General features: G+C 68.3%; 24 protein-coding genes. 15 read left to right on the top strand and 9 right to left on the bottom strand.

The window, feature by feature from the left end; genetic code table 11:
- Positions 1-103 precede the first annotated feature (103 nt).
- Together AP234_RS16450 and cysC are read left to right on the top strand one after the other, a co-directional pair.
- Positions 104-838: a methyltransferase domain-containing protein gene (locus AP234_RS16450; protein ID WP_162842203.1), complete on the top strand. Its 735-nt coding sequence runs from the start codon at positions 104-106 to the stop codon at positions 836-838.
- A 72-nt stretch (positions 839-910) separates the two neighbouring features.
- Positions 911-2,164, top strand: a complete 1,254-nt coding sequence (gene cysC, locus AP234_RS16445; RefSeq protein ID WP_431998689.1) for an adenylyl-sulfate kinase — start codon at positions 911-913, stop codon at positions 2,162-2,164.
- A gap of 15 nt (positions 2,165-2,179) precedes the next feature.
- On the opposite strand, the gene AP234_RS16440 is transcribed toward cysC, so the two are convergent.
- Positions 2,180-3,274, bottom strand: coding sequence for a glycoside hydrolase family 26 protein (locus AP234_RS16440; RefSeq protein WP_055480537.1), 1,095 nt, complete (start codon positions 3,272-3,274; stop codon positions 2,180-2,182).
- A gap of 187 nt (positions 3,275-3,461) precedes the next feature.
- Here AP234_RS16440 and AP234_RS36275 point away from each other — a divergent pair, with 187 nt between their 5' ends.
- From AP234_RS36275 to ehuA, 10 genes are all read left to right on the top strand, one after another.
- Entirely contained in the window at positions 3,462-3,941 is a 480-nt protein-coding gene (locus tag AP234_RS36275) for a hypothetical protein (protein WP_152990448.1), read from the top strand.
- A complete protein-coding gene (locus AP234_RS16435; protein WP_055480536.1) occupies positions 3,853-4,737 on the top strand; it encodes a hypothetical protein in 885 nt (294 codons plus the stop codon). Before AP234_RS36275 ends, AP234_RS16435 begins: the two co-directional genes overlap by 89 nt.
- A 381-nt stretch (positions 4,738-5,118) precedes the next feature.
- Positions 5,119-5,595 (top strand): diaminobutyrate acetyltransferase, encoded by a 477-nt coding sequence (ectA, locus tag AP234_RS16430; protein WP_200926550.1) that lies wholly within the window; start codon positions 5,119-5,121, stop codon positions 5,593-5,595.
- Positions 5,596-5,656: 61 nt separating this feature from the next.
- The gene (gene ectB / locus AP234_RS16425) at positions 5,657-6,916 is read left to right on the top strand and encodes a diaminobutyrate--2-oxoglutarate transaminase (RefSeq protein ID WP_055480759.1); all 1,260 of its coding nucleotides are present in this window, start codon (positions 5,657-5,659) and stop codon (positions 6,914-6,916) included.
- Between the two features lie 67 nt (positions 6,917-6,983).
- On the top strand, positions 6,984-7,379 hold the full coding sequence (locus AP234_RS16420; protein WP_055480534.1) for an ectoine synthase: 396 nt from the start codon (positions 6,984-6,986) through the stop codon (positions 7,377-7,379).
- A 28-nt stretch (positions 7,380-7,407) separates the two neighbouring features.
- The gene (gene thpD, locus AP234_RS16415; RefSeq protein WP_431998686.1) at positions 7,408-8,289 is read left to right on the top strand and encodes an ectoine hydroxylase; all 882 of its coding nucleotides are present in this window, start codon (positions 7,408-7,410) and stop codon (positions 8,287-8,289) included.
- 510 nt (positions 8,290-8,799) lie between these two features.
- Positions 8,800-9,744 carry an ectoine/hydroxyectoine ABC transporter substrate-binding protein EhuB gene (gene ehuB / locus AP234_RS16410; RefSeq protein ID WP_055480533.1) on the top strand — a complete coding sequence of 315 codons (945 nt, stop codon included), beginning with the start codon at positions 8,800-8,802 and terminating at the stop codon, positions 9,742-9,744.
- A 17-nt stretch (positions 9,745-9,761) separates the two neighbouring features.
- Positions 9,762-10,535, top strand: a complete 774-nt coding sequence (gene ehuC / locus AP234_RS16405; RefSeq protein ID WP_063842971.1) for an ectoine/hydroxyectoine ABC transporter permease subunit EhuC — start codon at positions 9,762-9,764, stop codon at positions 10,533-10,535.
- Complete coding sequence (ehuD, locus tag AP234_RS16400) at positions 10,532-11,185, top strand: ectoine/hydroxyectoine ABC transporter permease subunit EhuD (RefSeq protein WP_055480532.1); 654 nt, start codon at positions 10,532-10,534, stop codon at positions 11,183-11,185. The genes ehuC and ehuD overlap by 4 nt, the downstream gene beginning before the upstream one ends.
- Positions 11,186-11,231: 46 nt before the next feature.
- Positions 11,232-11,993: an ectoine/hydroxyectoine ABC transporter ATP-binding protein EhuA gene (ehuA, locus tag AP234_RS16395; RefSeq protein ID WP_055480531.1), complete on the top strand. Its 762-nt coding sequence runs from the start codon at positions 11,232-11,234 to the stop codon at positions 11,991-11,993.
- A gap of 137 nt (positions 11,994-12,130) precedes the next feature.
- Here ehuA and AP234_RS16390 read toward each other — a convergent pair whose 3' ends face one another.
- Positions 12,131-13,009, bottom strand: a complete 879-nt coding sequence (locus AP234_RS16390) for an oxidoreductase (RefSeq protein ID WP_055480530.1) — start codon at positions 13,007-13,009, stop codon at positions 12,131-12,133.
- Between the two features lie 163 nt (positions 13,010-13,172).
- Between AP234_RS16390 and AP234_RS16385 the strand changes: the two genes are divergently transcribed.
- On the top strand, positions 13,173-14,069 hold the full coding sequence (locus AP234_RS16385) for a LysR family transcriptional regulator (protein ID WP_055480529.1): 897 nt from the start codon (positions 13,173-13,175) through the stop codon (positions 14,067-14,069).
- A 78-nt stretch (positions 14,070-14,147) separates the two neighbouring features.
- Here AP234_RS16385 and AP234_RS16380 read toward each other — a convergent pair whose 3' ends face one another.
- Positions 14,148-14,528 (bottom strand): hypothetical protein, encoded by a 381-nt coding sequence (locus AP234_RS16380; protein ID WP_152990446.1) that lies wholly within the window; start codon positions 14,526-14,528, stop codon positions 14,148-14,150.
- A 338-nt stretch (positions 14,529-14,866) separates the two neighbouring features.
- On the opposite strand from AP234_RS16380, the gene AP234_RS16375 reads away from it, so the two are divergent.
- Positions 14,867-15,793: a hypothetical protein gene (locus AP234_RS16375; protein WP_055480527.1), complete on the top strand. Its 927-nt coding sequence runs from the start codon at positions 14,867-14,869 to the stop codon at positions 15,791-15,793.
- A 130-nt stretch (positions 15,794-15,923) separates the two neighbouring features.
- Here the strand turns inward: AP234_RS16375 and AP234_RS16370 are convergent, their stop codons facing one another.
- A complete protein-coding gene (locus tag AP234_RS16370) occupies positions 15,924-16,601 on the bottom strand; it encodes a hypothetical protein (RefSeq protein WP_055480526.1) in 678 nt (225 codons plus the stop codon).
- A gap of 128 nt (positions 16,602-16,729) precedes the next feature.
- A complete protein-coding gene (locus AP234_RS16365) occupies positions 16,730-17,230 on the bottom strand; it encodes a MarR family winged helix-turn-helix transcriptional regulator (RefSeq protein WP_055480525.1) in 501 nt (166 codons plus the stop codon).
- 106 nt (positions 17,231-17,336) lie between these two features.
- Here AP234_RS16365 and AP234_RS16360 point away from each other — a divergent pair, with 106 nt between their 5' ends.
- On the top strand, positions 17,337-18,350 hold the full coding sequence (locus AP234_RS16360) for an EamA family transporter (protein ID WP_235558199.1): 1,014 nt from the start codon (positions 17,337-17,339) through the stop codon (positions 18,348-18,350).
- A 44-nt stretch (positions 18,351-18,394) separates the two neighbouring features.
- Here AP234_RS16360 and AP234_RS16355 read toward each other — a convergent pair whose 3' ends face one another.
- The 4 genes from AP234_RS16355 to cysN all read right to left on the bottom strand — a co-directional run bounded on the left by AP234_RS16355 (position 18,395) and on the right by cysN (position 21,850).
- Positions 18,395-18,724, bottom strand: coding sequence for a hypothetical protein (locus tag AP234_RS16355; RefSeq protein WP_055480524.1), 330 nt, complete (start codon positions 18,722-18,724; stop codon positions 18,395-18,397).
- A gap of 127 nt (positions 18,725-18,851) precedes the next feature.
- Positions 18,852-19,274 (bottom strand): aspartate 1-decarboxylase, encoded by a 423-nt coding sequence (panD, locus tag AP234_RS16350; RefSeq protein WP_055480523.1) that lies wholly within the window; start codon positions 19,272-19,274, stop codon positions 18,852-18,854.
- A 49-nt stretch (positions 19,275-19,323) separates the two neighbouring features.
- On the bottom strand, positions 19,324-20,289 hold the full coding sequence (locus AP234_RS16345; RefSeq protein WP_055480522.1) for a sulfotransferase: 966 nt from the start codon (positions 20,287-20,289) through the stop codon (positions 19,324-19,326).
- Between the two features lie 298 nt (positions 20,290-20,587).
- Positions 20,588-21,850: a sulfate adenylyltransferase subunit CysN gene (cysN, locus tag AP234_RS16340; protein WP_055480521.1), complete on the bottom strand. Its 1,263-nt coding sequence runs from the start codon at positions 21,848-21,850 to the stop codon at positions 20,588-20,590.
- Between the last annotated feature and the right edge of the window lie 99 nt (positions 21,851-21,949).

The following is a 21,949-nucleotide window of genomic DNA, read 5'->3' as shown; positions in this document are numbered from 1 at the left end:
TTACCAGGCTACGCCCGTACGGACACTGCCCGCGCGGGGGCGTCCGAAATCTTGGCGAGGCGAATCCACTACCGATAGTGCCGGCATGACTACTCTCGGTCTCATGTCTTCTCAGGTTCAATGGTCGTCCGCGGACTCCGGCGACGTGTTCGGCCAGCGGATCCGCGAGCAGTGGACCGATCAGCTGGGCCGGCGGCTCGACATCCTCATCGCGGGATGCGGCCGGGACGGCGCTCTGGACGTCGGGCGGTTCGAGCCTCGGATCTGCGGGGTGGACGAGGACCTGCCCCCGCTGCGTGCCCATGCCGTCGACCGCAAGGACCTGGACGAGGTGCATCTGGGCGACCTGCGTCAGGTGCCGATCCGGCCCCGCACGTTCGATGTGGTCTATGTGTCCTTCCTGCTGGAGCGCATCCGCAGTGCGGAGGTGGTCCTCGACCGGCTGGTCGCCGCGCTGCGGCCGGGCGGCCTGCTGCTGCTCAAGATGCGTGACCGGCGCTCGGCGTACGGCTTCTGCGACCGGGCCGTCCCCGGGTGGCTGCGGCGTGTGCTGTGGCGCAGGCTGTCCCCCGACGGATCGGTGGGACCGCTCCCGGCGGTCTACGAACCGCTGGCGTCGCGCGAGGGCATGCGGGCGTTCTGCCTGACCCGCGGACTCATGATCGCCGAGGATTACTCGGCGATGAGCGGCCCGGCCCGGCAGGGTCCGTACGGCGACCTGGTCGCCGCGGTCTGCCGGGGCGTGGCCGTGCTCTCGCGTGGCCGGCTCGACGAGACCGAGGACGAGATCACGATGGTGATCCGCCGCCCGCAGAACCACTTCGCCCGGCTGATCTGAACGCCCCGCTCAGAGGGCTCCGGATGCCGATAAATCCGGATAAGGTGCGTAGCCGACGGACGATCGGAAGCGGTGACGATGACTGAGTGGATTCCCGACGCCAGGGAGCTGGCCGACCTGGAGTTGCTGCTCTCCGGCGCCTTCGCCCCACTGACCGGATTCCTCAGCACCGAGGTGGCACACGGCGTCGTCGAGCACGGCCGGCTGCCCGACGGCACCCCGTGGCCCGATCCGATCATGCTCGCCCTGCCGCGCGAGATCCGGCCCGACGAGATCCGGCCAGGCGACCGGGTCACGCTCCGTGATCCCGAGGGCGCGGCGGTGGCCGTACTGACCGTCCGGGAGCTGGACGACGACGGGCACGGCGGCTGCCACGTGGCCGGCCCGGTGGAGGCGCTGGACTCGCCGGTGTACGGCCCGTTCGCACGGCTGCGCCGTACCCCCGCCGAGGTGCGCAAGGAACTGCCCGAGGGGGAGATCCTGGCGGTGACCATGCGCGGGCCGCTGGACGGCACGGCGCTCGAGGACGTGGCGGCCACCGCGGAGGAGTTGGACGCCGCGATCGTGCTGATGCCCCTGGTCTTCGGTGAGGGCGGTCCGGCCGTGGTGCGCGCCGCGCTCAAGGCGGCCGAGCGGCTGCCCGGCTCGATGGTGGTGGCCGTGCCGCTCGCGCCACGCGAGGACGCCGAGATCGACCTGGAGCTGCGTGAGCACGTGGCGCGCAACTACGGCGCGACCGAGCACTACGCCGGACCGGCGCCGATCGCGATCCCCGGCCCCCCGCACCGCCGCGGGCTCGTCGTGTTCTTCACCGGCCTGTCCGGCTCGGGCAAGTCGACCATCGCCAGGGGGCTGCGCGACGCGCTGCTGGAGCGCGGCGGGCGGACGATCACCTACCTGGACGGCGACGTCGTACGGCGGATGCTGTCGGCCGGGCTCACGTTCTCCCGGGAGGACCGCGACCGCAACATCCGGCGGATCGGCTTCGTGGCGGCCGAGGTCGCCCGGCACGGCGGCCTGGCCGTCTGCGCGCCGATCGCGCCGTACGCGGCGACCAGGGAGGAGGTCCGCGCCATGGTCGAGGAGGTCGGCGCCGACTTCCTGCTCGTCCACGTGGCCACCCCGCTGGAGGAGTGCGAGCGCCGCGACCGGAAGGGCCTGTACGCCAAGGCGCGGGCCGGGCTGATCCCGGAGTTCACCGGCATCTCCGACCCCTACGAGGAGCCGGACGACGCCGACCTTGTGATCGACACCACCGGCATCAGCGTCGAACGTGCCGTCGGCACCGTGCTCGGCGCCCTCACCTCCGGCGGCTGGATCCGCTGACGCCTCGCGTCCGGCTCAGGCGGGTGGGACGGGGGTGGCGGTGAACCGGGGGATGCGGGCCAGCCGGGAGAACGCCTTGCCGGCGCCCGGCGTGGTGTCGAAGCGGGTGTCCCCCCTGGGCGCCAGCGGCGAGTCGAAGTAGACCATCGCCTTGATCTGCGGGTAGTCGCCGATCTGCCGTTTGACCGAGGCGAAGAAGTCCCGCTTGTAGCGGGGGACGCGGGGGCGTTCGAAGACGCCCCACTCCGCGAGCATGATCGGCTTTGCCGGGAATCGCTGCTGCAGCCATTGGTAGAAACCAGGCCATCCCGGGTTATCGCGCCGGGTCCGGTTCACCAGGCCGGCGAAGTCGCTCACCCGGTTGTCGGCGTAGGGATCGAAGGCCACCCAGTCGACCACGTCGTCGCCCGGGTAGAGGCGGTCGAACCAGGGCTTGGACACCCAGTCGAGCGCTCCCCCGTAGGTCATCACGGTCACCGCGTTGCGTACGCCCCGGCCCCGGAGCCGGGTGACGACGTGGCGGTACATGGCGACGTAATCGGTGGCCGAGTAGCCGGCGCCACGCCGTACCTCGCTCTCGGGCTCGTGATGGATCGTCAGGAAGAACCGGCCGGGGAAGGTCCGGACGATGTGATCGGCCAGCCGGTCGATGCGATCGTCGACCGCTCCCCTGGCGATCTGTGCCCAGGTGCGCTCCGGCGCCGGCCTCCAGTTGATCAGCAGCAGCCGGGGGCCCCTGGCGACCTCGCGCTCCTGCGGCGTCGGGAACAGCTCGGCGCCGCGGTGATAGACGTGCACGATGTCGGCCCGGCGGCCCATCCGCCGCTCGGCCACCTCGGTCGCCCGGAGCGATCCCCGTCCGGGGGAGACGTCGGAGGCGATCCCCCACCACGCCCCGCAGGTCGGGATCAGCTTGTCCGTCACCGCGCAGGCCTCCGGGGTCGCACGTCCGGCGGGCATTCCCGCACCCGGCGACGCGCCTGCCCGCGTGCTCTTCGGCCACGCGCCCGGCGCCGGAGCGCCGTTCGACGTTCCGGACGCCACCGCGCACGCGGCGCACACCACGAGGCATCCCCCCGCCAGCAGTCCGGCCAAGCCCGTTCCCCGCATCGCGTCCCCCTCTCCTCGCGAACTCCTGCGATCGGACAGAATTCACCATTGCCCAACCGGCGACCTCTCGGCAGCGGTTTCCGTCATCTCACCGGCGGAAAGTTGGCGGAAAATTGTGAATAACCGGCGGGCAAAAGACCGGCTCGTCCTATAGTTCGGGACACGGAACCGAGATACGGAGATGTTCATGAGTCTGCCACCGCACAGCCGGGAGTTCGCGGAGCGCGGCCCGGCGCTTCGCCGGCGGCGGCGTCAGCTCGTCGTCTGGCTGGCCGGCGGGGGTGCCATCGGCCTCATCCTGCTCGCCGTCACCCCGCCTGAGCAGGCGTTCGTGCTCCCGCTCCGGGCGCCGACGACGGGGGCGCCCGGCCACGTCGATCCGTCGATGCTCTGGCAACACAAACCGCTCAATCTCGACACACAATCGCAGAGCGCGCAATTGCCCGCCATCAACGACATCATCGCCGAAATGACTGGAATTCGCGATTTCACGAAATCGCGACAGCGCGGCGATGCGGCATCGGGAGATTCCCCGGCGATCGGTCCGGAAATCGCGTCATACGGAGGAGGGCTTACGCATGCTTCATCGCGCGGCCGACGGGAAGCGGGCCACGACACGTGCGGAGAGCATGGGGAGCGAGGCCGGCCGACACCCCCTCCCGCCTGACCATGCCGCGCCTCGCCGGGAGCGTGACGCACTCGGCGGCGGCCCGTCGATCGCCGAGAGTCCGGACGCGGTGGGGGCCCATCTGAGCGAGGTGCTCGGCCGGCCGATCCGGGTCGTCGTACGGCCCCCGGCCCGCCGGGCTCACCACGGGCCGGTCCTGGAGGCGTACGATCCGGACGGCCGGGCCGGCATCGTCAAGATCGGCGAAACGGAGCCGGCCCGCGAGGCGGTCAGGCACGAGAGCGTGGTCCTGCGGATGCTCGCGGATCGGCCGCTGAAGGTCGTGATGCCCCCGGCCGTGCTGCATCACGGGGTGTGGCGGGACGCCGAGGTGCTGCTGCTGTCCACCCCACCCGTCAGGTCCCGCCCGTTCGTGAGATCTCGTCCGTCAGCGGACCTGCTCGAGGCGGCCGTCGCGGAGATCGCCGCCCTCGACGCCGACGGCGGCCACGCCTGGCATGGCGATTTCACGCCGTGGAACGTGACGGTCTCGGCCGACGGGCGACTGCTGGTGCGGAACTGGGCGCGATTCGGCACCGGCGTGCCGTACGGCTTCGACGCCCTGCACTACTTCTTCCATCGCTGCCTGCGCCGGATGCGGCCGAGCCAGGCCGCCGCCGCCTGCCTCGCCCGAGCCGACCGCCTGCTCGGGATGTCGACCGCGGACGCGCGCCGGACCGCCGCCCACTATCTGATCACCATCGCCGACCGGCACCTGCGGGACGGCCACGAACCGTTCGGACCCCCGAGCGAGTGGCTCAACCCTGCGGTCGATCACCTGGAGTGCCTGCTTTGAGTGCTCGAACCCCGGGCAGGTCACGGATCGATATCGATGCACTGTGATCTGAATCACACAATCTCTCGGTAAACCATCACTTTGCGGCCGCCATCGACGTCCCGGTCGACGACGGTCGCGCGGCACGGCGACGGCCCTCCGACGGCCGTGATTTCGCCTGCCCAGACACGGATTGCGCATTTTCTCCGGCGTCGAGCACGATCACCCAAGATCCCGAAAGGCCAAAAAGAATCTTGTCCTACCCCGGGCAAGTGAACCTAAACATCGGGCCGTGCTTCATGACTTCGGAGCCTTGCGGTCGGTTCGCTAAGTTCGTGTCCCATGTCGGGCGAACGCGTCCCGAAACGGACGCATATTGCGAGAGACCGAAGAAACACCTACATGGAGGAGCCCACGATCGACGACGGGCCGCGACTGTGGCGCATCGCTCGTGACTCCAAAACGCTGGACGTGAATTCTCCCTACAGTTATCTGTTGTGGTGCCGCGATTTCTCTGACACCTCGGTGATCGCGCGGGAAGGCGACGACGCGTGCGGTTTCGTGACGGGATTCACCCGCCCCAAGGCCGCGGACACGTTCTTCGTCTGGCAGGTCGCCGTCGATCACTCCTGGCGGGGCCGGGGGCTGGCCCGGCGGATGCTCGACTGGCTCGCCGAGCGGATGATCGCCCGTGGGCACCGGTTCCTCGAGGCCACGGTGACCCCCGACAACACGGCGTCCACCCGCCTTTTCGAGTCGTTCGCCCGCGACTGGGGGAGCTCACTGGAGCGGCGCGAGGTCTTCGGACGCGAGCACTTCCCCGCCTCGCACGAGCCCGAGGTGCTCTTCCGCATCGGCGCGCTGGAACCCCGGAGTTAGCGAACGGCGACCTCCGCCGGCCGTTCGACACTCGCGATCACGACCAAGGACACGGTGAATGATGGAAATCTTCGAACAACTCGAATCAGAGGTAAGAGGCTACTGCCGGAGCTGGCCCACGGTGTTCCGCACCGCGCTGGGCAGCCGCGTATACGACGAGAACGGGGGGAGTTATCTCGATTTCTTCGCGGGCGCCGGAGCGCTCAACTACGGCCATAATCATCCGCAGCTGAAGTCGAGTCTCCTGAACTATCTCGCCGGCGACAACATCGTGCACAGCCTCGACAAGCACACGGTGGCCAAACGCCATTTCCTGGAGAAATTCCAGGAGGTCGTCCTCTCACCCAGGGGACTCGACTACAAGATCCAGTTCCCCGGTCCCACCGGGACCAACGCGGTCGAGGCCGCGCTGAAGCTCGCCCGCAAGGTCACCGGCCGCCAGACGATCGTCAACTTCACCAACGCCTTTCACGGCATGACCCTCGGCTCCCTCGCGGTCACCGGCAACTCGATGAAGCGCAACGGGGCGGGTGTCCCGCTGAACCACACCGTCACGATGCCCTACGACAACTACCTCGACGGCCGGACCCCCGACTTCCTGCTCTTCGAGCGGTTGCTGGAGGACAGCGGCAGCGGCATCGACAAACCCGCCGCGGTGATCGTGGAAACCGTACAGGGGGAGGGCGGCCTCAACCCCGCGAGCGCCGAGTGGCTGCGTGGCCTGGCCGGGCTGTGCGGGAGGCACGACATCCTCCTCATCGTCGACGACGTACAGATGGGCTGCGGGCGGACCGGCCCGTTCTTCAGCTTCGAACCGGCCGGGATAACGCCCGACATCGTCTGCCTGTCCAAGTCACTCAGCGGGTACGGACTTCCGCTCGCCCTCACGCTCATCCGCGCTGACCTGGACGTCTGGGAACCGGGTGAGCACAACGGGACGTTCCGCGGCTTCAATCCGGCCTTCGTCACGGCGGCCGCCGCCCTGGATTTCTGGACCGACGAGAGGCTGGCGAAGGAGACCGTCGAGAAGGGACTGCAGGTCCGGCAGGCCCTGAACCTGATCACGGCCGAGCACTCCGACGTCATCACCGGAGTGCGCGGGCGCGGCCTGGCCTGGGGGCTCGTCTTCGACCGGCCCGAGCTCGCGCCGAAGGTGTGCGCCGCGGCGTTCGAACGCGGCCTGCTGATGGAGACCTCCGGCCCGGAGGACGAGGTGGCCAAGCTGCTTCCGCCGCTCACCACCTCCGACGAGGAACTCGCGGAGGGGCTCGATTTGATCGCCGAGTCCGTCGCCGCCGTCTGCGCGAAGCAACCCGCCTGACCTGCGGCGGTCCCATGACTCCGCAGCCCGTGACCACAGTGCCCAACCCTCTGGAAAGGAGATTCCCGTGATCGTTCGCTCGCTGGACGACATCATCGGCACCGAACGCGACGTCGAGGCGTCGACCTGGTGCAGCCGGCGTCTCGTGCTCGCCAAGGAGCGGGTCGGCTTCTCGCTGCACGACACGATCCTCTACGCGGGGACCGAGACCAGGATGTGGTACGCGAACCACATCGAGGCCGTGTACTGCATCGCCGGGACCGGCGAACTCATCGACCACGAGACCGGCGAGACGCACAAGATCGGCCCCGGGACCATGTACCTCCTCGACGGGCACGAGCGTCACACCGTGAGGGCGCACACCGACCTGCGCACGGTGTGCGTGTTCAACCCGCCCTGCACTGGCCGGGAAGTGCACGACGAGAACGGCGTCTATCCCCTGGTCACCGAGACCGGCTCCTGAAGCGACGGAATTCGGAGGAAAGATCGGCATGCTCATGGACATCTATCCCACGCGCAAGACGACAGAACCGACCCTCATCTTCCGGCAGGACCCGGTGGTGTACGGCGGGCCGGAGGACGGCCCGATCGACGAGCGGACGCTGAAGGGGTTCGCGGAGAAGGGGTTCCTCACCGTCGATCAGCTGATCGATCCGGTGGAGGTCGAGCGATACCGCGCCGAGCTGCACCGCCTCGTCATGGACGAGGGGCTCAAGGACGATGAGCGCGTCATCACGGAACGACAGTCGCGGGAGGTCCGCTCGATCTTCGAGGTGCACCGGATCAGCGAGGTGTTCGCCGAGTTGGCGGCCGATCCGCGCATCGTCGGCCGGGCCCGGCAGATCCTCGGCTCGGACGTCTACATCCACCAGAGCCGGGTCAACTACAAGCCCGGTTTCCAGGGCAAGGACTTCTACTGGCACTCCGACTTCGAGACCTGGCACGCTGAGGACGGGATGCCCCGCATGCGCGCGGTGAGCATCTCGATCGCGCTCACGGAGAACTTCGTGCACAACGGCGGATTGATGATCATGCCGGGCTCGCACCGGACCTTCGTCTGCTGCCTGGGCGAGACGCCGTCCGACCACTACAAGGAGTCGCTGAAGGGTCAGGAGATCGGGACTCCGGACCCCGACAGCCTCAGGCTGCTGGCCGAGAAGCACGGGATCGAGCTGTTCACCGGACCGGCCGGCTCGGCGACGATGTTCGACTGCAACTGCATGCACGGCTCGAACGGCAACATCACCCCGTTCCCGCGCTCGAACGTGTTCTTCGTCTACAACAGCGTGGACAACGCCTGCGCGGAGCCGTTCGCCGCACAGTCGAGGCGCCCGTCGTTCATCGCCTCACGTGACTTCACCCCGGTCGGCTGACCGGTTCGGCCCACGTCCGCGGGGGCCGTACCACCGGGTCCCGACCGGGCAGGGTGGTGCGGCCCGCCCCCGGCAGGTCCACGCGAACGGACCCCGAACGCGTCGCTTTACCCAGGTCACAGGTTGACATCAATATGATGTGACCTCCCTCACAAAAATTTATCTTTTCCGGGCGCTCAGGCGGGGAAATCGCGGCCGCGCGCCAGGTGCGCACCACGGCGGACCGGCCGCTCGCCCATCGGCGAAACCCCCTGCTCTGCCTTGGGTATCGACGCCTCCCACGGGTCCCGGCAGGTCGAGCCGTGGGGCGGACCGGCCAAACATGTCGCCCTACCCGGGGATGTGCCATGTCCAAACATCGCAGCCCAAAGTCGGCGAAGGTGCTCGAGGAAGGCCGTTCGCTAGGTTCGAGGCTCACCGAGCGGTGGGCGCATCGTCTCGTCGAGATCCGCTCGGAAGATCAGCAAAGCGCAGGACAGTAAACCGCAGCGACACGAACGGGAGCGGAATGTGACGGCCCAGAGGTGGACGCGTCGTGATTTCTTCAGGAGTTCGGGTCTGACGGCGGCGGCAGTGATCGGCGGGCCCGCCCTGTTCACCGCCTGCAGCCGCGTCGACGACGGCGGCAGCGGCGCCACCTCCGCCACCGCGGAGACCGGTGCCGACCCGCTCGCCCGGTTCAGGGAGGCGGGCACGATCAAGGTGGGCGTCGCCAACGAACAGCCGTACGGATATCGCGACAAGTCCGGAACCCTGACCGGCGAGGCCCCCGAGGTGGCACGGGCGATCTTCAAGGCGCTGGGCATCGACAACCTGGAGGCGCAGATCGTCGACTCCTTCGGTTCGCTGATCCCCGGGCTGCAGTCCAAGCAGTACGACATCATCGCCGCGGGCATGTTCATCACGCCGGAGCGGTGCCGGCAGATCGCGTTCTCCAACCCCGACTACGCCGCGGCCAACGCGTTCCTCGTGGCCAAGGGCAACCCCAAGAGCATCACGAGCTTCGAGGACGTCGCGAAGAGCGACGTGAAGATCGGGGTGCTCGAAGGCGCCGTCGAGAAGGGGTACGCGGAGAGCAGCGGCGTGGCGGGTGACCAGATCAAGGTCTTCCCCAACCAGAACGCCGCCTTCAAGGGCATCCTCGCCGGTCGGGTGGACGCGATCGCACTGACCGCGGTCTCCCTGCGCTGGACCCTGCAGCAGCAGTACGCCGGCGAGCCGCTGGAGGTGACCGAGTCCTTCGTGCCGGTCGTCGACGGCAAGGAGCAGACGGGCGCCGGCGGATTCGGCTTCCGCAACGAGGACACCGCGCTGCGCGAGGCCTTCAACGCGGAGTTGAAGAAGCTGCAGGAAGCGGGGGGTGTGCTGCCGCTCATCGAGAAGTTCGGGTTCAGCGCGACCGAGGTCGACAAGGCCGCCCAGCTCACCGCCGACCAGCTCTGCGCGGTCTCCTGACCGTACGGATGACCCTGATGACGATCAGCCCATGCAGCGCGGAACTGCCCGGCACCCTCGGCGAGGCGATGCCGTTCCTGTGCGAGGGAGCGGTGATCACTCTCCAGAGCACCCTGGGAGGTTCACTGCTCGCCATCGCCATCGCCCTGCTCGTGGGGTTGATGGCGATGTCGGGCCACGCCTGGGTACGGGGAGTCGCTCGCGTCTACATGGAGTTCTTCCGCGGCACCTCGGTCCTGGTGCAGCTGTTCTGGATCTTCTACGCGATGCCCATCCTCACCGGCTTCCAGCTGGACAAGTCCTTCGCCGGCATCCTGGCGCTCGGCCTCAACCTCGGCGCGTACGGCTCGGAGGTCGTGCGCGGCGCGGTGCAGTCCGTACCTCAGGGTCAGCGAGAAGCGGCCATCGCGCTGAACTTCTCGCCCTACCACCGGATGCGGTACGTCATCCTGCCGCAGGCGTTCGTGGGGATGATCCCGCCGATGAACAACCTCCTCATCGAGCTGCTCAAGGCGACGTCACTGCTGTCCGTCATCACCGTGGCGGACCTGACGTACCAGGGCAGGCTGCTGGTGAACTCCGGCAGCGACCAACTGATCGTCTTCGCGCTGCTGTTGCTGATCTACTTCCTGTTCTCCTACCTGATCACACTGATCATGCGGTTCGTCGAGGGGCGGGCCGCGCGCATGGTCGGCCGCGGCGGGCCGAGGAGCGGACGGCGTAAGAACCGCCGGTGGTCGCGCCGGCCCGTTTCACCGGCGGAGACCCCGTCAGTGGAGGGAGCCCGATGATCTGGGACTGGGACTGGACCCTGGAGATCCTCCCCGAGCTGCTCACCCAGGGGTTGCTCGTCACCCTCCAGGCGACGCTGGGCGGCGCGGTGCTCGCGTTCGTCCTGGGCCTCTTCGTTGCGCTGCTGCGCCGCTCACGCAACCCGTTCGTGAGCCGCCCGGTGGGCGCCGTCATGGAGTTCGTCCGCAGCACGCCGCTGCTGGTGCAGCTGTTCGTCGTCTACTACGTGCTGCCCGACTTCGGCGTCAAGATGACCGCGCTGATGACGGGAATCATCGGGCTCGGCGTGCATTACGCCTCCTACACCTCCGAGGTGTACCGGGCCGGCATCGACGGGGTGCCGAAGGGACAGTGGGAGGCGGCGATCGCGCTCAACCTGCCCCGCCGCTGGACCTGGATCAGCGTCGTCCTGCCGCAGGCCGTACGCCGATCGCTGCCCGCCCTGGGCAACTACCTCATTGCGATCTTCAAGGAGTCGCCCCAACTGTCCATCATCACCGTCGTCGACGTGGTGGGCTTCGCCCGGGAGCTCGGCTCGGAGCGGTTCCGCTATCTCGAGCCCATGACCATCGCCGGTCTGTTCTTCCTCCTCGTGGCGATCCCGGCCTCGATCTTCGTCCGTCGTCTGGAGCGCCGCCTTGGCAACTGAAGCCTCGACCCGAAACGACTCGTCCGTCCGGACCGATCCGCAGTGGATGATCAGGTTCGACAAGGTCGTCAAACGGTTCGGCGACCTCACGGTCCTGCGTGAGCTGGACTTTCACGTACGGCCCGGCGAGCGCGTCACGCTGATCGGGCCGAGTGGGTCCGGCAAGACCACCATCCTGCGCCTGCTGATGACCCTCGAACGGGTCACCTCGGGCACGATCGAGGTCGATGGGCAGTGTCTGTCCCACATGAGGCGCGGTGGCGAACTGCTGCCCGCCGACGAGCGACACCTGCGGCAGATCCGCAAGAAGATCGGCATGGTGTTCCAGCAGTTCAACCTGTTCCCGAACATGAACGTGCTGCGCAACATCACCGAGGCGCCGGTGCGGTCGCTCGGCGTGCCCAGGGAGCATGCCGAGGAGAAGGCCCGCGAGCTGCTGGAGATGGTCGGCCTGGCCGACAAGGCGCTCGAACACCCGTCGCGGCTGTCCGGCGGCCAACAGCAGCGGGTCGCCATCGCGCGGGCGCTCGCGATGGAGCCCGAGGTGCTGCTGCTCGACGAGGTCACCTCCGCACTCGACCCGGAGCTCGTCTCGGGCGTGCAGGACCTGCTGCGCGACATCGCGCACCGGGGTGACCTGACGCTGCTCTGCGTCACCCATGAGATGCGCTTCGCCAAGGACATCTCCGATCGGGTCCTCATGTTCGACCAGGGACAGATCGTGGAGGACGGCCCGCCCGAGCAGATCTTCAGCGAGCCGGCCCACCAGCGCACCAGGGAATTCCTGCAGGCGGTGCTGAACGCCTGAGGACGCGCCTCCCGCGAAGCGGGGGATCGCGAAAGGCCGCGGGAGGCCGGCGACGGCGCGCGTCGCCGGCCCCTCGCATCGCCCACGCGGATTTCAACCAGATCAAGCTCCCTCGAACTCGATCGCCTAGACACTCCCTAGGCCTGGCCGCTGATTTCTTCAAGTTCGGCGACGTCCTCGCCACTGAGCGAGAGACCGGCGCCGACGACGTTCTCCCGCAGATGCCGTACGGACGAGGTCCCCGGGATCAGCAGAATGTTCGGCGACCGCTGCAGCAGCCACGCCAGCGCGACGGAGATCGGTGTGGCGTTCAATCGTGTCGCCACTGCCGAAAGCGCCGCGGACTGAAGTGGGCTGAAGCCGCCGAGCGGGAAGAAGGGTACGTATGCGACGTTCTCGGCGGCGAGCCGGTCGATGAGTTCGTCGTCGTGGCGGTAGGCGAGGTTGTACATGTTCTGCACGCTCACGATCGGCGCGATCGCCTGGGCTTCCGATACCTGCTCCGCTGTCGCGTTGCTTACGCCGAGGTGCCGGATCAGGCCCTGCTGCTGCAGCTCGACGAGCGTTTCGAATGCCCGGGAAAGCGAGCCGGCCTGGGGCCCCTCAGCGTTACCGAGGCGCAGGTAGACCAGGTCCAGCGTGTCGAGCCCGAGGCTTTTGCGGTTCTCATCGATCGCGTGGCGCAACTGGTCGGGCTCACGAGCCGGCGGCCATCCGCCCTGCTCATCACGGGTCGCTCCGACCTTCGTGGCCACGTGCAGCGAGTCGGGGTACGGGTGCAACGCTTCGCGGATGAGTTCGTTGGTGACGCGAGGGCCATAGGCATCCGCGGTGTCGATGTGCGCGATTCCGAGGTCGATGGCCTCGCGGAGGACGGCGAGGGCGCCGTCACGGTCCGCGGGCGGCCCCATCACCCCGGGCCCGGCGAGCTGCATGGCGCCGTAGCCGAATCGCGGCACTGTCATATCGCCCAGGGTCCATGAGCCGCCGGGAAGGGAAGGAGAAATCGTGCTCAAGTTTCCGGCCTTTCGTAAGAGCGGGGAAAGACGCTGACGGCTCCTTGTTATTTACCGTTCAGGTACTGCCCGCCCCGAAATGGTGCACGCGAGGAGGCGACCCTGTCCAAGACCGGTTCGATCGAACCTGATACCCCACCGGTATCACCGGTATCCTGCAACCGTGGACGGACTGGAAACTCGCGAATTGAGGTACTTCGTAGCCGTGGCCGAAGAGCTGCACTTCGGCCGTGCCGCCGAGCGTCTGAGTATGGCCCAGCCGCCGCTATCCCGCGCCATCCAACAGCTGGAGCGCCGCCTGGGGGTCCTACTGTTGAACCGAGATCGTCGGGGGGTCTCGCTCACCACCGCAGGCGGGGTCATGCTGGCGGAGGCCCGACTCGCACTCGATGCCGTTGACGCAGCCGTACGCCGCACCCGCCGTGCCGCATCGGCGCAGTCCGCCCTGGTGCTCACCACGAAGGCAGGCGCCTCCCATGAGTTACTGAAAGAGCTTCTCGACTCCTATGCCGCACGGCCCGGAGCCGTTGAGATCGACGTGTTGCTGTGTGAGATCGGTGAGCAGGGACGACTCCTGCGCGACGGTCGCGCCGACGTGGCGATCATGCACGCCCCGTTCGACGTGATGACCGGCCTTGACAGCACTGAGATCTTGACGGAAGGCCAGGTCGCCATCGTGCCGGCGTCGCATCCGCTTGCCCAACGCTCCAGCCTGACGATGGCCGAGGTAAGCGATGTCCCCGACTTGCCGATCGCCCGGTGGCCACGCCATGACAACACCTACCCGCCCGGCCCCGGACCCGAGGTCCGTAGCCAGTCCCAGCTGGCTCAACTCGTCGCTCTCGGACGAACGCTACTGGTGATCCCGGCTTCCAGCCGCGCCTGGCAATGGCCGGAACACGTCGCGGTCCCCGTCCTCGATGCCCCTTCGGTCACGACCCTTCTCGCCTGGCCCGCCGGCGTCCGATCTGCGGCACTGGCCGAACTCGTGGAAACGGCTGAACGATTGAAAGAGGGCGACATCGGCGACCCGGTCGAAAATCGCGAAATCGCCGGGTAGGACCAACCGTCGTCGCGTCGCAGGCAATAACGTACGTCCGATTCCGGGGAGGAAATCGGGCACTGGAACGAAGCGGGCTCAGCCGCAGGCCTTGACGCTCAGCTTGTTCATCTCCTCGGAGAACTTGAGCAGGTCGCCCGGGCTGTCCACCTTCACGTCCTGGGCGAACTCCTGCAGAGCCTTCGCCAGCTCGGTGTCACCGGCCTGCTTGGCGAGGTCGCCGAACTTGGCCCGCATGTCGTCGACGGCGGATTCCATGGCCTTCACATCGGCCGTCTCCTTCGAGAGCGCCTTCGTCACCCCCTCGAGGGCTTTGCCGACTTCCGTGCACACCGTTCTCTTCTCCGTCGTATCCGTCGCCGTGGCCGCAACATCCTCGGCTGCTCCACAACCCGCGAGCGGAAGGGCGACGGCGACCGCGACGGCGACGGCGAGCGGCCGGGCAAGAGAAATGGACATTTCTCCCCATTCATTGATGAAACGAGCATCAGGAGCTTAGCGCCACCCTCTCCCGCCTGTTGCGCCATTTGCAGAAGAACGGCCGCCACCACGCCGACAGTCTCGTACCGGTCGAGCGACGGCAGGACGGGGACGCACAGTTAGGTGGTCATCAAGGCGGTGGTAAGCGGTGTGAAAGCGATCGGCCGTAGACATCGGATGTCACAGCGAACGCCTTCAGGCTCAGAGCCCGGAGGAACGGGTCGGTCATGCATCTTTCAGACCCTCTCGTGCCGGCTGTCGCACACCACCCCCGCTGTCCGGCCGGGCCCGGACACGAACCCTCAACGGAGGAGACGATGGGCACGCCACGGAAGATCATGGCAGCCACCGCGTCGGCCCTGGCCGCTGTTTCGATGGGCACTGTTTCGCTGACCGCTGCTTCGGTGGCCGCCGCCCCGGCGGCGACGGCGGACGCCTCCCGGGCCGCCACCACCGCCGGGTATCAGTACCGCGCCTACCACGGCGTGGACTTCCTCGGCTCCTACAACCGTACGAAGGCATATCGCGAGAACAAGGCGCTCCGCCCGGTTGCCCTCTCGGTCGGCCTCCAGCAGTCGCAGAAGAGGTACGCGGCGTTCTGGGACAGCCGGCCCGGCCCCGCGTGGCTGCAGCGGATGGTCTCGGCCGGCGGATACCAGAAGCTGTTCGACACCCTCACCGAGCCGGAGATCGAGCTCGACGAGGGAGGCAACCGGGTGCGTCCGTCGTACCAGCCCACGGTGGTGAGCGCGACGGGCAGCGGGTCGGGTGCCGAGTTCGCCGCCATCTTCGAGAAGAGGCCGGGCAGGTTCTTCGCCCGCCACGACGTCAACACCGCCGGCCTCCGCACGGCCAACTCCCAGGCGCACCGTGACGGCTACATCCCCGTCTCGGTCAACGTGTACGGCACGCCGTCCGACCCGCGCTACGTGGCCGTCTGGGCGGACAACCCGTCGCGTGTCGCCTGGAACGTCACGATCTCCGTCTCCGCATCGGAGTACCAGCGGGTCTTCGACTCGCAGGTCAAGCTCGGATACCGGCCGTCCGCCATCGCGGTCGGGCCCGACGGCAGGTCCTACACCACCGTCTGGCGCAAGGACAAGATCGGCACCGGGTACGCCGTCCACGGACTGACCGCCGCCCAGTATCAGGCCCGGTTCAACGAGATGACCGCCAAGGGCCTCTACCCGACCTGGATCGACATGGAGAACGGCGTCTACGCCGCCATCTTCACCACGAGGTGACAGGCCGGACACAGCCACCGGCCCCGAGATGCGCAGCGGCGGACTCTCGGAGCCGGTCTACGGCCTCGACCTCCTGCCATGACTCGAGCCCGGCAGGCGGCTGGAGGCGATCGGGCTCAGGGGCGGGCCGTCATCTCGCCAGGTTGCGACGGGCCGAGCTCCGCCGTACGAGCACGACGGTGGTCACGACCAGGGCGATCAGGAAGCCGATGACGGGCAGCGCCACGAGCGCGATCACACCGCCGACGAGCTTGTCCGTTTCGGCGGCGAGCTCCCTGCCGACACCGAACGTGACGCCCGCGCCCTCGCAGGTCACCTGGTACGTGCCCGCCTCCGGTACGTCGACCTTGAACAGCAGCTCCCACTTCGTGCCGTCCACGGTGACGACCTGGGAGCCGGCCGGCTGGGTGAGCTTGATCCGCGGATCCTGGCCGTCTCCGACCTGGCACTGCACGTCGGTCGGCTGATCGGCCGCCGCGTAGATCGCGGGCTTGTCCTTGGCGTCGAGTTCGACGCTCACCGTCTTGCCGCTGCCGAAGGTGGTGGTCGGTGCCGAATCGTTGATCGTGGAGACCAGGTTGCCCGCGAAGCCGACGATGCCGACGATCAGCAGGACGAGGAAGAGCGCCCAGGAAAGAAAGATCCACAGCAGCCGGGGACGGACCGGACCGGCCGGCCGCGCCGGTCCGGGCGGCTGGTAACCGGGGGGAGGTAGGTACGCACCGGGTCCGTACGGCCCGCCCTGCTGCTGCGCGTGCGGCGGCCAGGCAGTCGGGTCGGCCGGGCCCGGTGTGGGATTCTGGTTCATGGCGCAAATTGTCACATTCCGCCGGTTATACGGTGATTGCAGTTCGATTGCGCTTCACGTCGAGTCCGCCGGAATGCCGCGGTGAGCGACGGGCCGGATCCGCCACGGCCGAGGCGAGTATGGTCCCCTCACTCCGGCGGGGTGTCGCCCAGCGACTCCAGTAGGGTGCGCAACGTGTCCGCCAGCTGATCACGCTGTTCGGGGGCCAGCGCCGCCAGCAGGCGCACCTCGTTCGCCACGTGCAGATCGACCAGTTCCTCTATCTTCGCCAGCCCCGGCTCGGTCAGCCGGACGCGTACGGACCGCCGGTCCTCCTCGTCCGGGATCCGCTGGACCAGGCCCTTGGCCGCCATCCGGTCGATCCGGTTGGTGATGGCCCCGGAGGTCACCATCGCCGCCCGGTTCAGCGCACCGGCCGTCAGTTCGTACGGCGGACCGGAGCGGCGCAACGTGGCCAGCACGTCGAACTCCCAGCGCTCCAGCCCATGGTCGGCGAAGAAGTCCTTCAGCTCACGGTCGAGGAGCCGTGACAGCCGGGAGATCCGCCCGATGACGCCCATCGGCCACGCGTCGAGATCGGGCCGCTCCCGCCGCCATTGGGCCAGCACCACGTCCACCGCGTCGCCCATCGGACTCCTCTCACTGGAGAGATTATGAACGTTCATCTACTTGACGTAGAGACGAGGGTCGTGCTGTTATCTCAATGTTGAGATTATCAATAAGGAGCGATCAAGGTTGGGCGTCTTCGCCGGTAGGCACAGCACCCTGGCCCTGCCGTACGCGGGAATTCTCGTAATCACGACGTTCACCCCGCTCGTGTGGGGTTCGACCTACGCCGTCACCACGGAGTTCCTGCCGCCCGACCGCCCGCTGTTCACCGCGTTGATGAGGGCGCTGCCGGCCGGTCTGATGCTGCTCGCCATCACCCGGACGCCGCCGCGCGGGGTGTGGATCCTGCGGGCGGCCGTGCTCGGCGTGCTGAACATCGGTGCGTTCTTCCCGATGCTGTTCCTGGCGGCGTACCGGCTGCCCGGCGGCGTCGCGGCCGTGCTGGGCGCGGTGGGCCCGCTGTTCGCGCTCGGCTTCGCCGCCGCGCTGCTCGCCGAACGGGCGACGGCGCGCAAACTGCTGGCCGGGTTCGCCGGAGTGTTCGGCGTCGGCCTGGTCGTCCTGCGCGCCGACGCCCGGCTCGACACCGTCGGGGTGCTCGCCGGACTGGCCGGGGCCGCGCTCATGTCGGCGGGTACGGTGCTCACCAAGCGATGGGGCCGCCCCGAGGGCGTCAGCGCGCTCACCCTCACCGGCTGGCAGCTCACCGCAGGCGGGCTGCTGCTCGCCCCCGTCGCCCTGCTCATCGAGGGTCCGCCGCCCGCACTCACCGGAGAGAACCTCCTCGGCTACGCCTATCTCGGAATCGTCGGCACCGCCGTGGCGTACTGGCTCTGGTTCCGCGGCCTGTCCCGGCTGCCCGCCACCTCGATCGCCTTCCTCACCCTGATCAGCCCGCTGTCCGCTGCGGTGATCGGCTGGGCCGCCCTCGGCCAGACCCTCACCCCGCTCCAGCTGCTGGGCATGACCATCGCCCTCGGCGGCACGCTGCTCGGCCAGACACAGGCGAAGCCCGCCGCCGTCGTCGTCGGAGACGGCGGCGACCCGGTCAGGGGAGTCGATCGTGCGGAACGACCGCCATCACCTGTTCCGGACCCTGCCCGACGACTTCTCACCGATGAGAGCTGCCGGACGCGCTGACTTCGCGGCCGAGCCCCGGTTGCCCGGAATTCAGCCGTTCTCGGTCATCGGTAGGCGTAGCAGTAGTTGGACTTGCCCTTGAACCTGTGGAAGGCGTGCGGGTCGTTGAAGCGCCAACGGCATCCGGCGTCGCGTTGGCTCTGCGTCAGGTACATGGTGGCCTTGTCCTTGTTCTTGACGCAGTAGGCGCCCGGCTGGGGCGTCTCCCGATACTCCACCCACTCCCAGCCGATCGACTTGCAGTAGTCGGTGAAGTGTCCCGGACCGAGCTCGACCAGCTGGGACGGCGCCGGTGACGGCCGAGGGGACTCCGTCTGCGCCGGGGGGCGCGAGGAGGTCGTCGGCGGTGCCCACCAGGCGGTCGAGGATCTCACGGGCCGACGGGCGACGCAGGGGGTCCTTGGCGAGACAGTCGCCGAGCAGATCGCGAAGCGACCGCTCGATGCCGTCCAGCCGTGGCTCCTCGTTCCGGATCCGGGTGATGACGGCGGGGAGCCGCGGTCAGCCGGTGGGGCGGGCTGAATCGCCGCGGATCAGGCCGGTGCCGTCGGGCACGTCCGCGGCATCGGCGCCGACCTGGACGATCTCGTTGTCCTTATCGACGAAGACGACGCGCGGCTTGAGGGAGCCCAGCTCCTCCTCGGCCACGAGCGCGTACGCAATGATGATCACCAGGTCGCCCACGCTGATGAGCCGGGCGGCCGCGCCGTTGATCCCGATCGTCCCGGAGCCCGCCGGGCCCTCGATGACGTACGTCGACAGGCGGTTGCCGTTGTCGATGTCGACGATGTCGACCTTCTCACCCTCCACGAGATCGGCGGCCGCCATCAGGTCCGCGCTGATGGTGACCGATCCGACGTAGTGCAGGTCGGCCTGGGTGACGGTGGCGCGGTGGATCTTCGACTTCATCAGCGTGCGGAACATGACCCCTCGCTGGATCGGAGGACGATGCGCCGTCGATGATATGCGGCCGTCACACCCGCGATGCGACCGCCCGCCGTCGTACCGTCCAGGCGCCGCCGAGGCGGTAGCCGTACCAGAGGAGCAGCGGCCAGGTCAGCGCGGTGACCAGCCATCGCTGGGTGGCCGGAAGCCGCGCCGGGCGGTCGCCGATCCCGATCCGGTCGACGGCGAGCCGCGCCGGGCTGCCGGAGACGGTGTGCGCGACGCCCAGCCGCGCCTGCCGGTCGCCGAGGAAGCCGAAGTCGCCCGTCGCGTGCGGCAGGCCGAGCCGCGTGGTCAGCGCGTTCAGCGTCTCCGCCGGACGGGCCAGCAGGTCCTCGTAGCGGACGCGGACGACGTCCACGCCCTTGCCGCGCAGGACCTCGAAGGCGAGGTTCTGCACGAGCCAGTGGACGGCCGTCCTGAGCGGCGTCCACCGGGTCATCGGCCGGCCGTCCTCCGCTCGGCGGACCCTCCCCCGCCGCACCTTTCCGAACCTGGAGGCGGCCACCGCACGCGGATCACGCACCAGGTGGACGATCCGCAGATCCATGATCGCGGACAGGCAGTACGCCAGGGAGGCCTGCCTGCTCGAGTCCACGACGGTATGGGCGTGGGCGATCTCTGCGGCCGCGGCGTAGATTCGGGCGTACGAGCGGACGTACTCGACCAGCTCCGCCTCCCGCGACACGAGTCCGAGGGCGTACGCCGGAATGCGACGGGTGCGGTCGACCCGGACGCTCAGCCGTGTCAGCCAGCCGACCTGGCTCTCCCGCCACTGGCCGAAGCCCCGGGCGCCCACCTTCCGCCAGAACGGGCAATGCTCGAACGCCTGTCCGCAGCCGCAGGGCTCGCCCGCCGGTACGCCGCGCCGCCACAGGTGAGCGACCTCACCGAGCGGTGCGACTCCGGGCAGCTCACCGAGCAGACGCTCCAGCAGCATGCTGCCGCTACGCCCGAGCCCCCCTATGAAGATCACCGGATCGGCCTCGACCACTGGTCCTCCACGTCCTCGATATGGAACGCGATGAACCTAACGCCGGGTCTCGCCGCCGGAACGACCATCCACTAATGATCTACAACCGCTGGAGAACACCTTGAACGTGATCGCCCGCTTCGGCGCCGTGGGACGTGAGGGCGGGAGCGGGCGGGTGCTCCGGCCGACGTGAGACCGTGCCCGAGACCACCGCGCCCGAGGAGGCCGGAGGCCTCGCACACCAGACCGCGACTGTCACGGTCGGCCGGAGCGGTCGCCCGTTTCCGCCCGTCCCCCCTCTTTTCGAGTCTTTCGAGCCTCAGCGGGAATCGATGATCATCCCGGCGCCGACCGTGCCGTTGGTGGCCTCGTCGATCAGGATGAACCCGCCGCTGAGGCGGTTGCGCGCGTACTCGTCGACGAAGAGCGGCTGCGTCGTGCGCAGCGACACCCGGCCGATCTCGTTGAGGCCGAGCGAGGTCGCCGACTCGTCCCGGTGCAGGGTGTTGATGTCGAGCCGGTAGTGCAGGTCCCTGACCAGCGCCCGGGCCGTACGCGTGGTGTGCTTGATGATGAGCTTGGATCGCGGCTGCAGCTTCAGCCCGTCGGCCATCCAGCAGACCATCGCCTCGACCTCCTGGGCGGCCTTCGGCTGGTTGTTGGGCCGGCAGATCATGTCGCCGCGCGAGATGTCGATGTCGTCGGCGAGCCGGAGCGTGACCGACATCGGCGAGAACGCCTCCTCGACCGGGCCGTCGAACGTGTCGATCCTCGTGATCGTGGTCGTGAGACCCGAGGGCAGGTGCAGGACCTCGTCACCCGGCTTGAGCACACCCCCGGCGACCTGCCCGGCGTACCCCCGGTAGTCGTGCAGCTCCTGACTGGTGGCGTTGTGCGGCCTTATGACGTACTGCACCGGGAACCGCACGTCGACCAGGTTGCGGTCGGAGGCGATGTGCACGTTCTCCAGGTGGTGCAGCAGCGAGGAGCCGCCGTACCACGGCATGTTCTCCGAGCGGGAGACCACGTTGTCGCCGTGCAGCGCGGAGATCGGGATGAACTTGAGGTCGGCGGCGTTCAGCTTCGAGGCGAACGCGGTGAACTCCTCGCGGATCTCCTCGAACCGCTTCTCCGAGTAGTCGACCAGGTCCATCTTGTTCACCGCGAGCACCAGGTGCGGCACCCGCAGCAGCGTCGTGAGGAACGCGTGCCGCCGCGACTGCTCCAGCACGCCCTTGCGCGCGTCGATCAGGATGATCGCCAGGTCGGCCGTCGAGGCGCCGGTCACCATGTTCCGGGTGTACTGGATGTGCCCCGGTGTGTCGGCGATGATGAACTTCCGCCTGGGGGTGGCGAAGTAGCGGTAGGCGACGTCGATCGTGATGCCCTGCTCCCGCTCGGCACGCAGGCCGTCGGTCAGCAGGGACAGGTCGGTGTACTCGGTGCCGCGGTCGCGCGAGGTGCGCTCGACGGCCTCCAACTGGTCCTCGAAGATCGCCTTGGAGTCGAAGAGCAGCCGTCCGATCAGTGTGGACTTGCCGTCGTCGACGCTACCCGCGGTCGCGAACCGAAGGATGTCCATTACTCCGCTACTCCTGCTCTCCGAAGGTCGTACGGCTCTCGCCCGGAAGGTCGCCGGCGCGCGTGGACGCGTCGTGAAGGCACGTCGGAAACGCGTCGT

This window comes from Sphaerimonospora mesophila (assembly GCF_001417795.1).
In the GTDB taxonomy this organism is placed as follows: Bacteria; Actinomycetota; Actinomycetes; order Streptosporangiales; family Streptosporangiaceae; genus Sphaerimonospora; species Sphaerimonospora mesophila.
This window is presented reverse-complemented; position numbering and strand designations above follow the sequence as displayed.

Bases quoted from the DNA above. Each gene is read 5' to 3' on its own strand.
- ectB (WP_055480759.1), top strand. From the start codon at position 5,657: ATGGAAATCTTCGAACAACTCGAATCAGAGGTAAGAGGCTACTGCCGG.
- cysN (WP_055480521.1), bottom strand. From the start codon at position 21,850: ATGGACATCCTTCGGTTCGCGACCGCGGGTAGCGTCGACGACGGCAAG.
- AP234_RS16370 (WP_055480526.1), bottom strand. From the start codon at position 16,601: ATGAACCAGAATCCCACACCGGGCCCGGCCGACCCGACTGCCTGGCCG.
- panD (WP_055480523.1), bottom strand. From the start codon at position 19,274: ATGTTCCGCACGCTGATGAAGTCGAAGATCCACCGCGCCACCGTCACC.
- AP234_RS36275 (WP_152990448.1), top strand. From the start codon at position 3,462: ATGAGTCTGCCACCGCACAGCCGGGAGTTCGCGGAGCGCGGCCCGGCG.
- thpD (WP_431998686.1), top strand. From the start codon at position 7,408: ATGCTCATGGACATCTATCCCACGCGCAAGACGACAGAACCGACCCTC.
- AP234_RS16365 (WP_055480525.1), bottom strand. From the start codon at position 17,230: ATGGGCGACGCGGTGGACGTGGTGCTGGCCCAATGGCGGCGGGAGCGG.
- AP234_RS16380 (WP_152990446.1), bottom strand. From the start codon at position 14,528: ATGTCCATTTCTCTTGCCCGGCCGCTCGCCGTCGCCGTCGCGGTCGCC.
- ehuC (WP_063842971.1), top strand. From the start codon at position 9,762: ATGACGATCAGCCCATGCAGCGCGGAACTGCCCGGCACCCTCGGCGAG.
- AP234_RS16375 (WP_055480527.1), top strand. From the start codon at position 14,867: ATGGGCACGCCACGGAAGATCATGGCAGCCACCGCGTCGGCCCTGGCC.
- AP234_RS16450 (WP_162842203.1), top strand. From the start codon at position 104: ATGTCTTCTCAGGTTCAATGGTCGTCCGCGGACTCCGGCGACGTGTTC.
- ehuA (WP_055480531.1), top strand. From the start codon at position 11,232: ATGATCAGGTTCGACAAGGTCGTCAAACGGTTCGGCGACCTCACGGTC.
- AP234_RS16435 (WP_055480536.1), top strand. From the start codon at position 3,853: ATGCTTCATCGCGCGGCCGACGGGAAGCGGGCCACGACACGTGCGGAG.
- ehuD (WP_055480532.1), top strand. From the start codon at position 10,532: ATGATCTGGGACTGGGACTGGACCCTGGAGATCCTCCCCGAGCTGCTC.
- ectA (WP_200926550.1), top strand. From the start codon at position 5,119: ATGGAGGAGCCCACGATCGACGACGGGCCGCGACTGTGGCGCATCGCT.
- AP234_RS16440 (WP_055480537.1), bottom strand. From the start codon at position 3,274: ATGCGGGGAACGGGCTTGGCCGGACTGCTGGCGGGGGGATGCCTCGTG.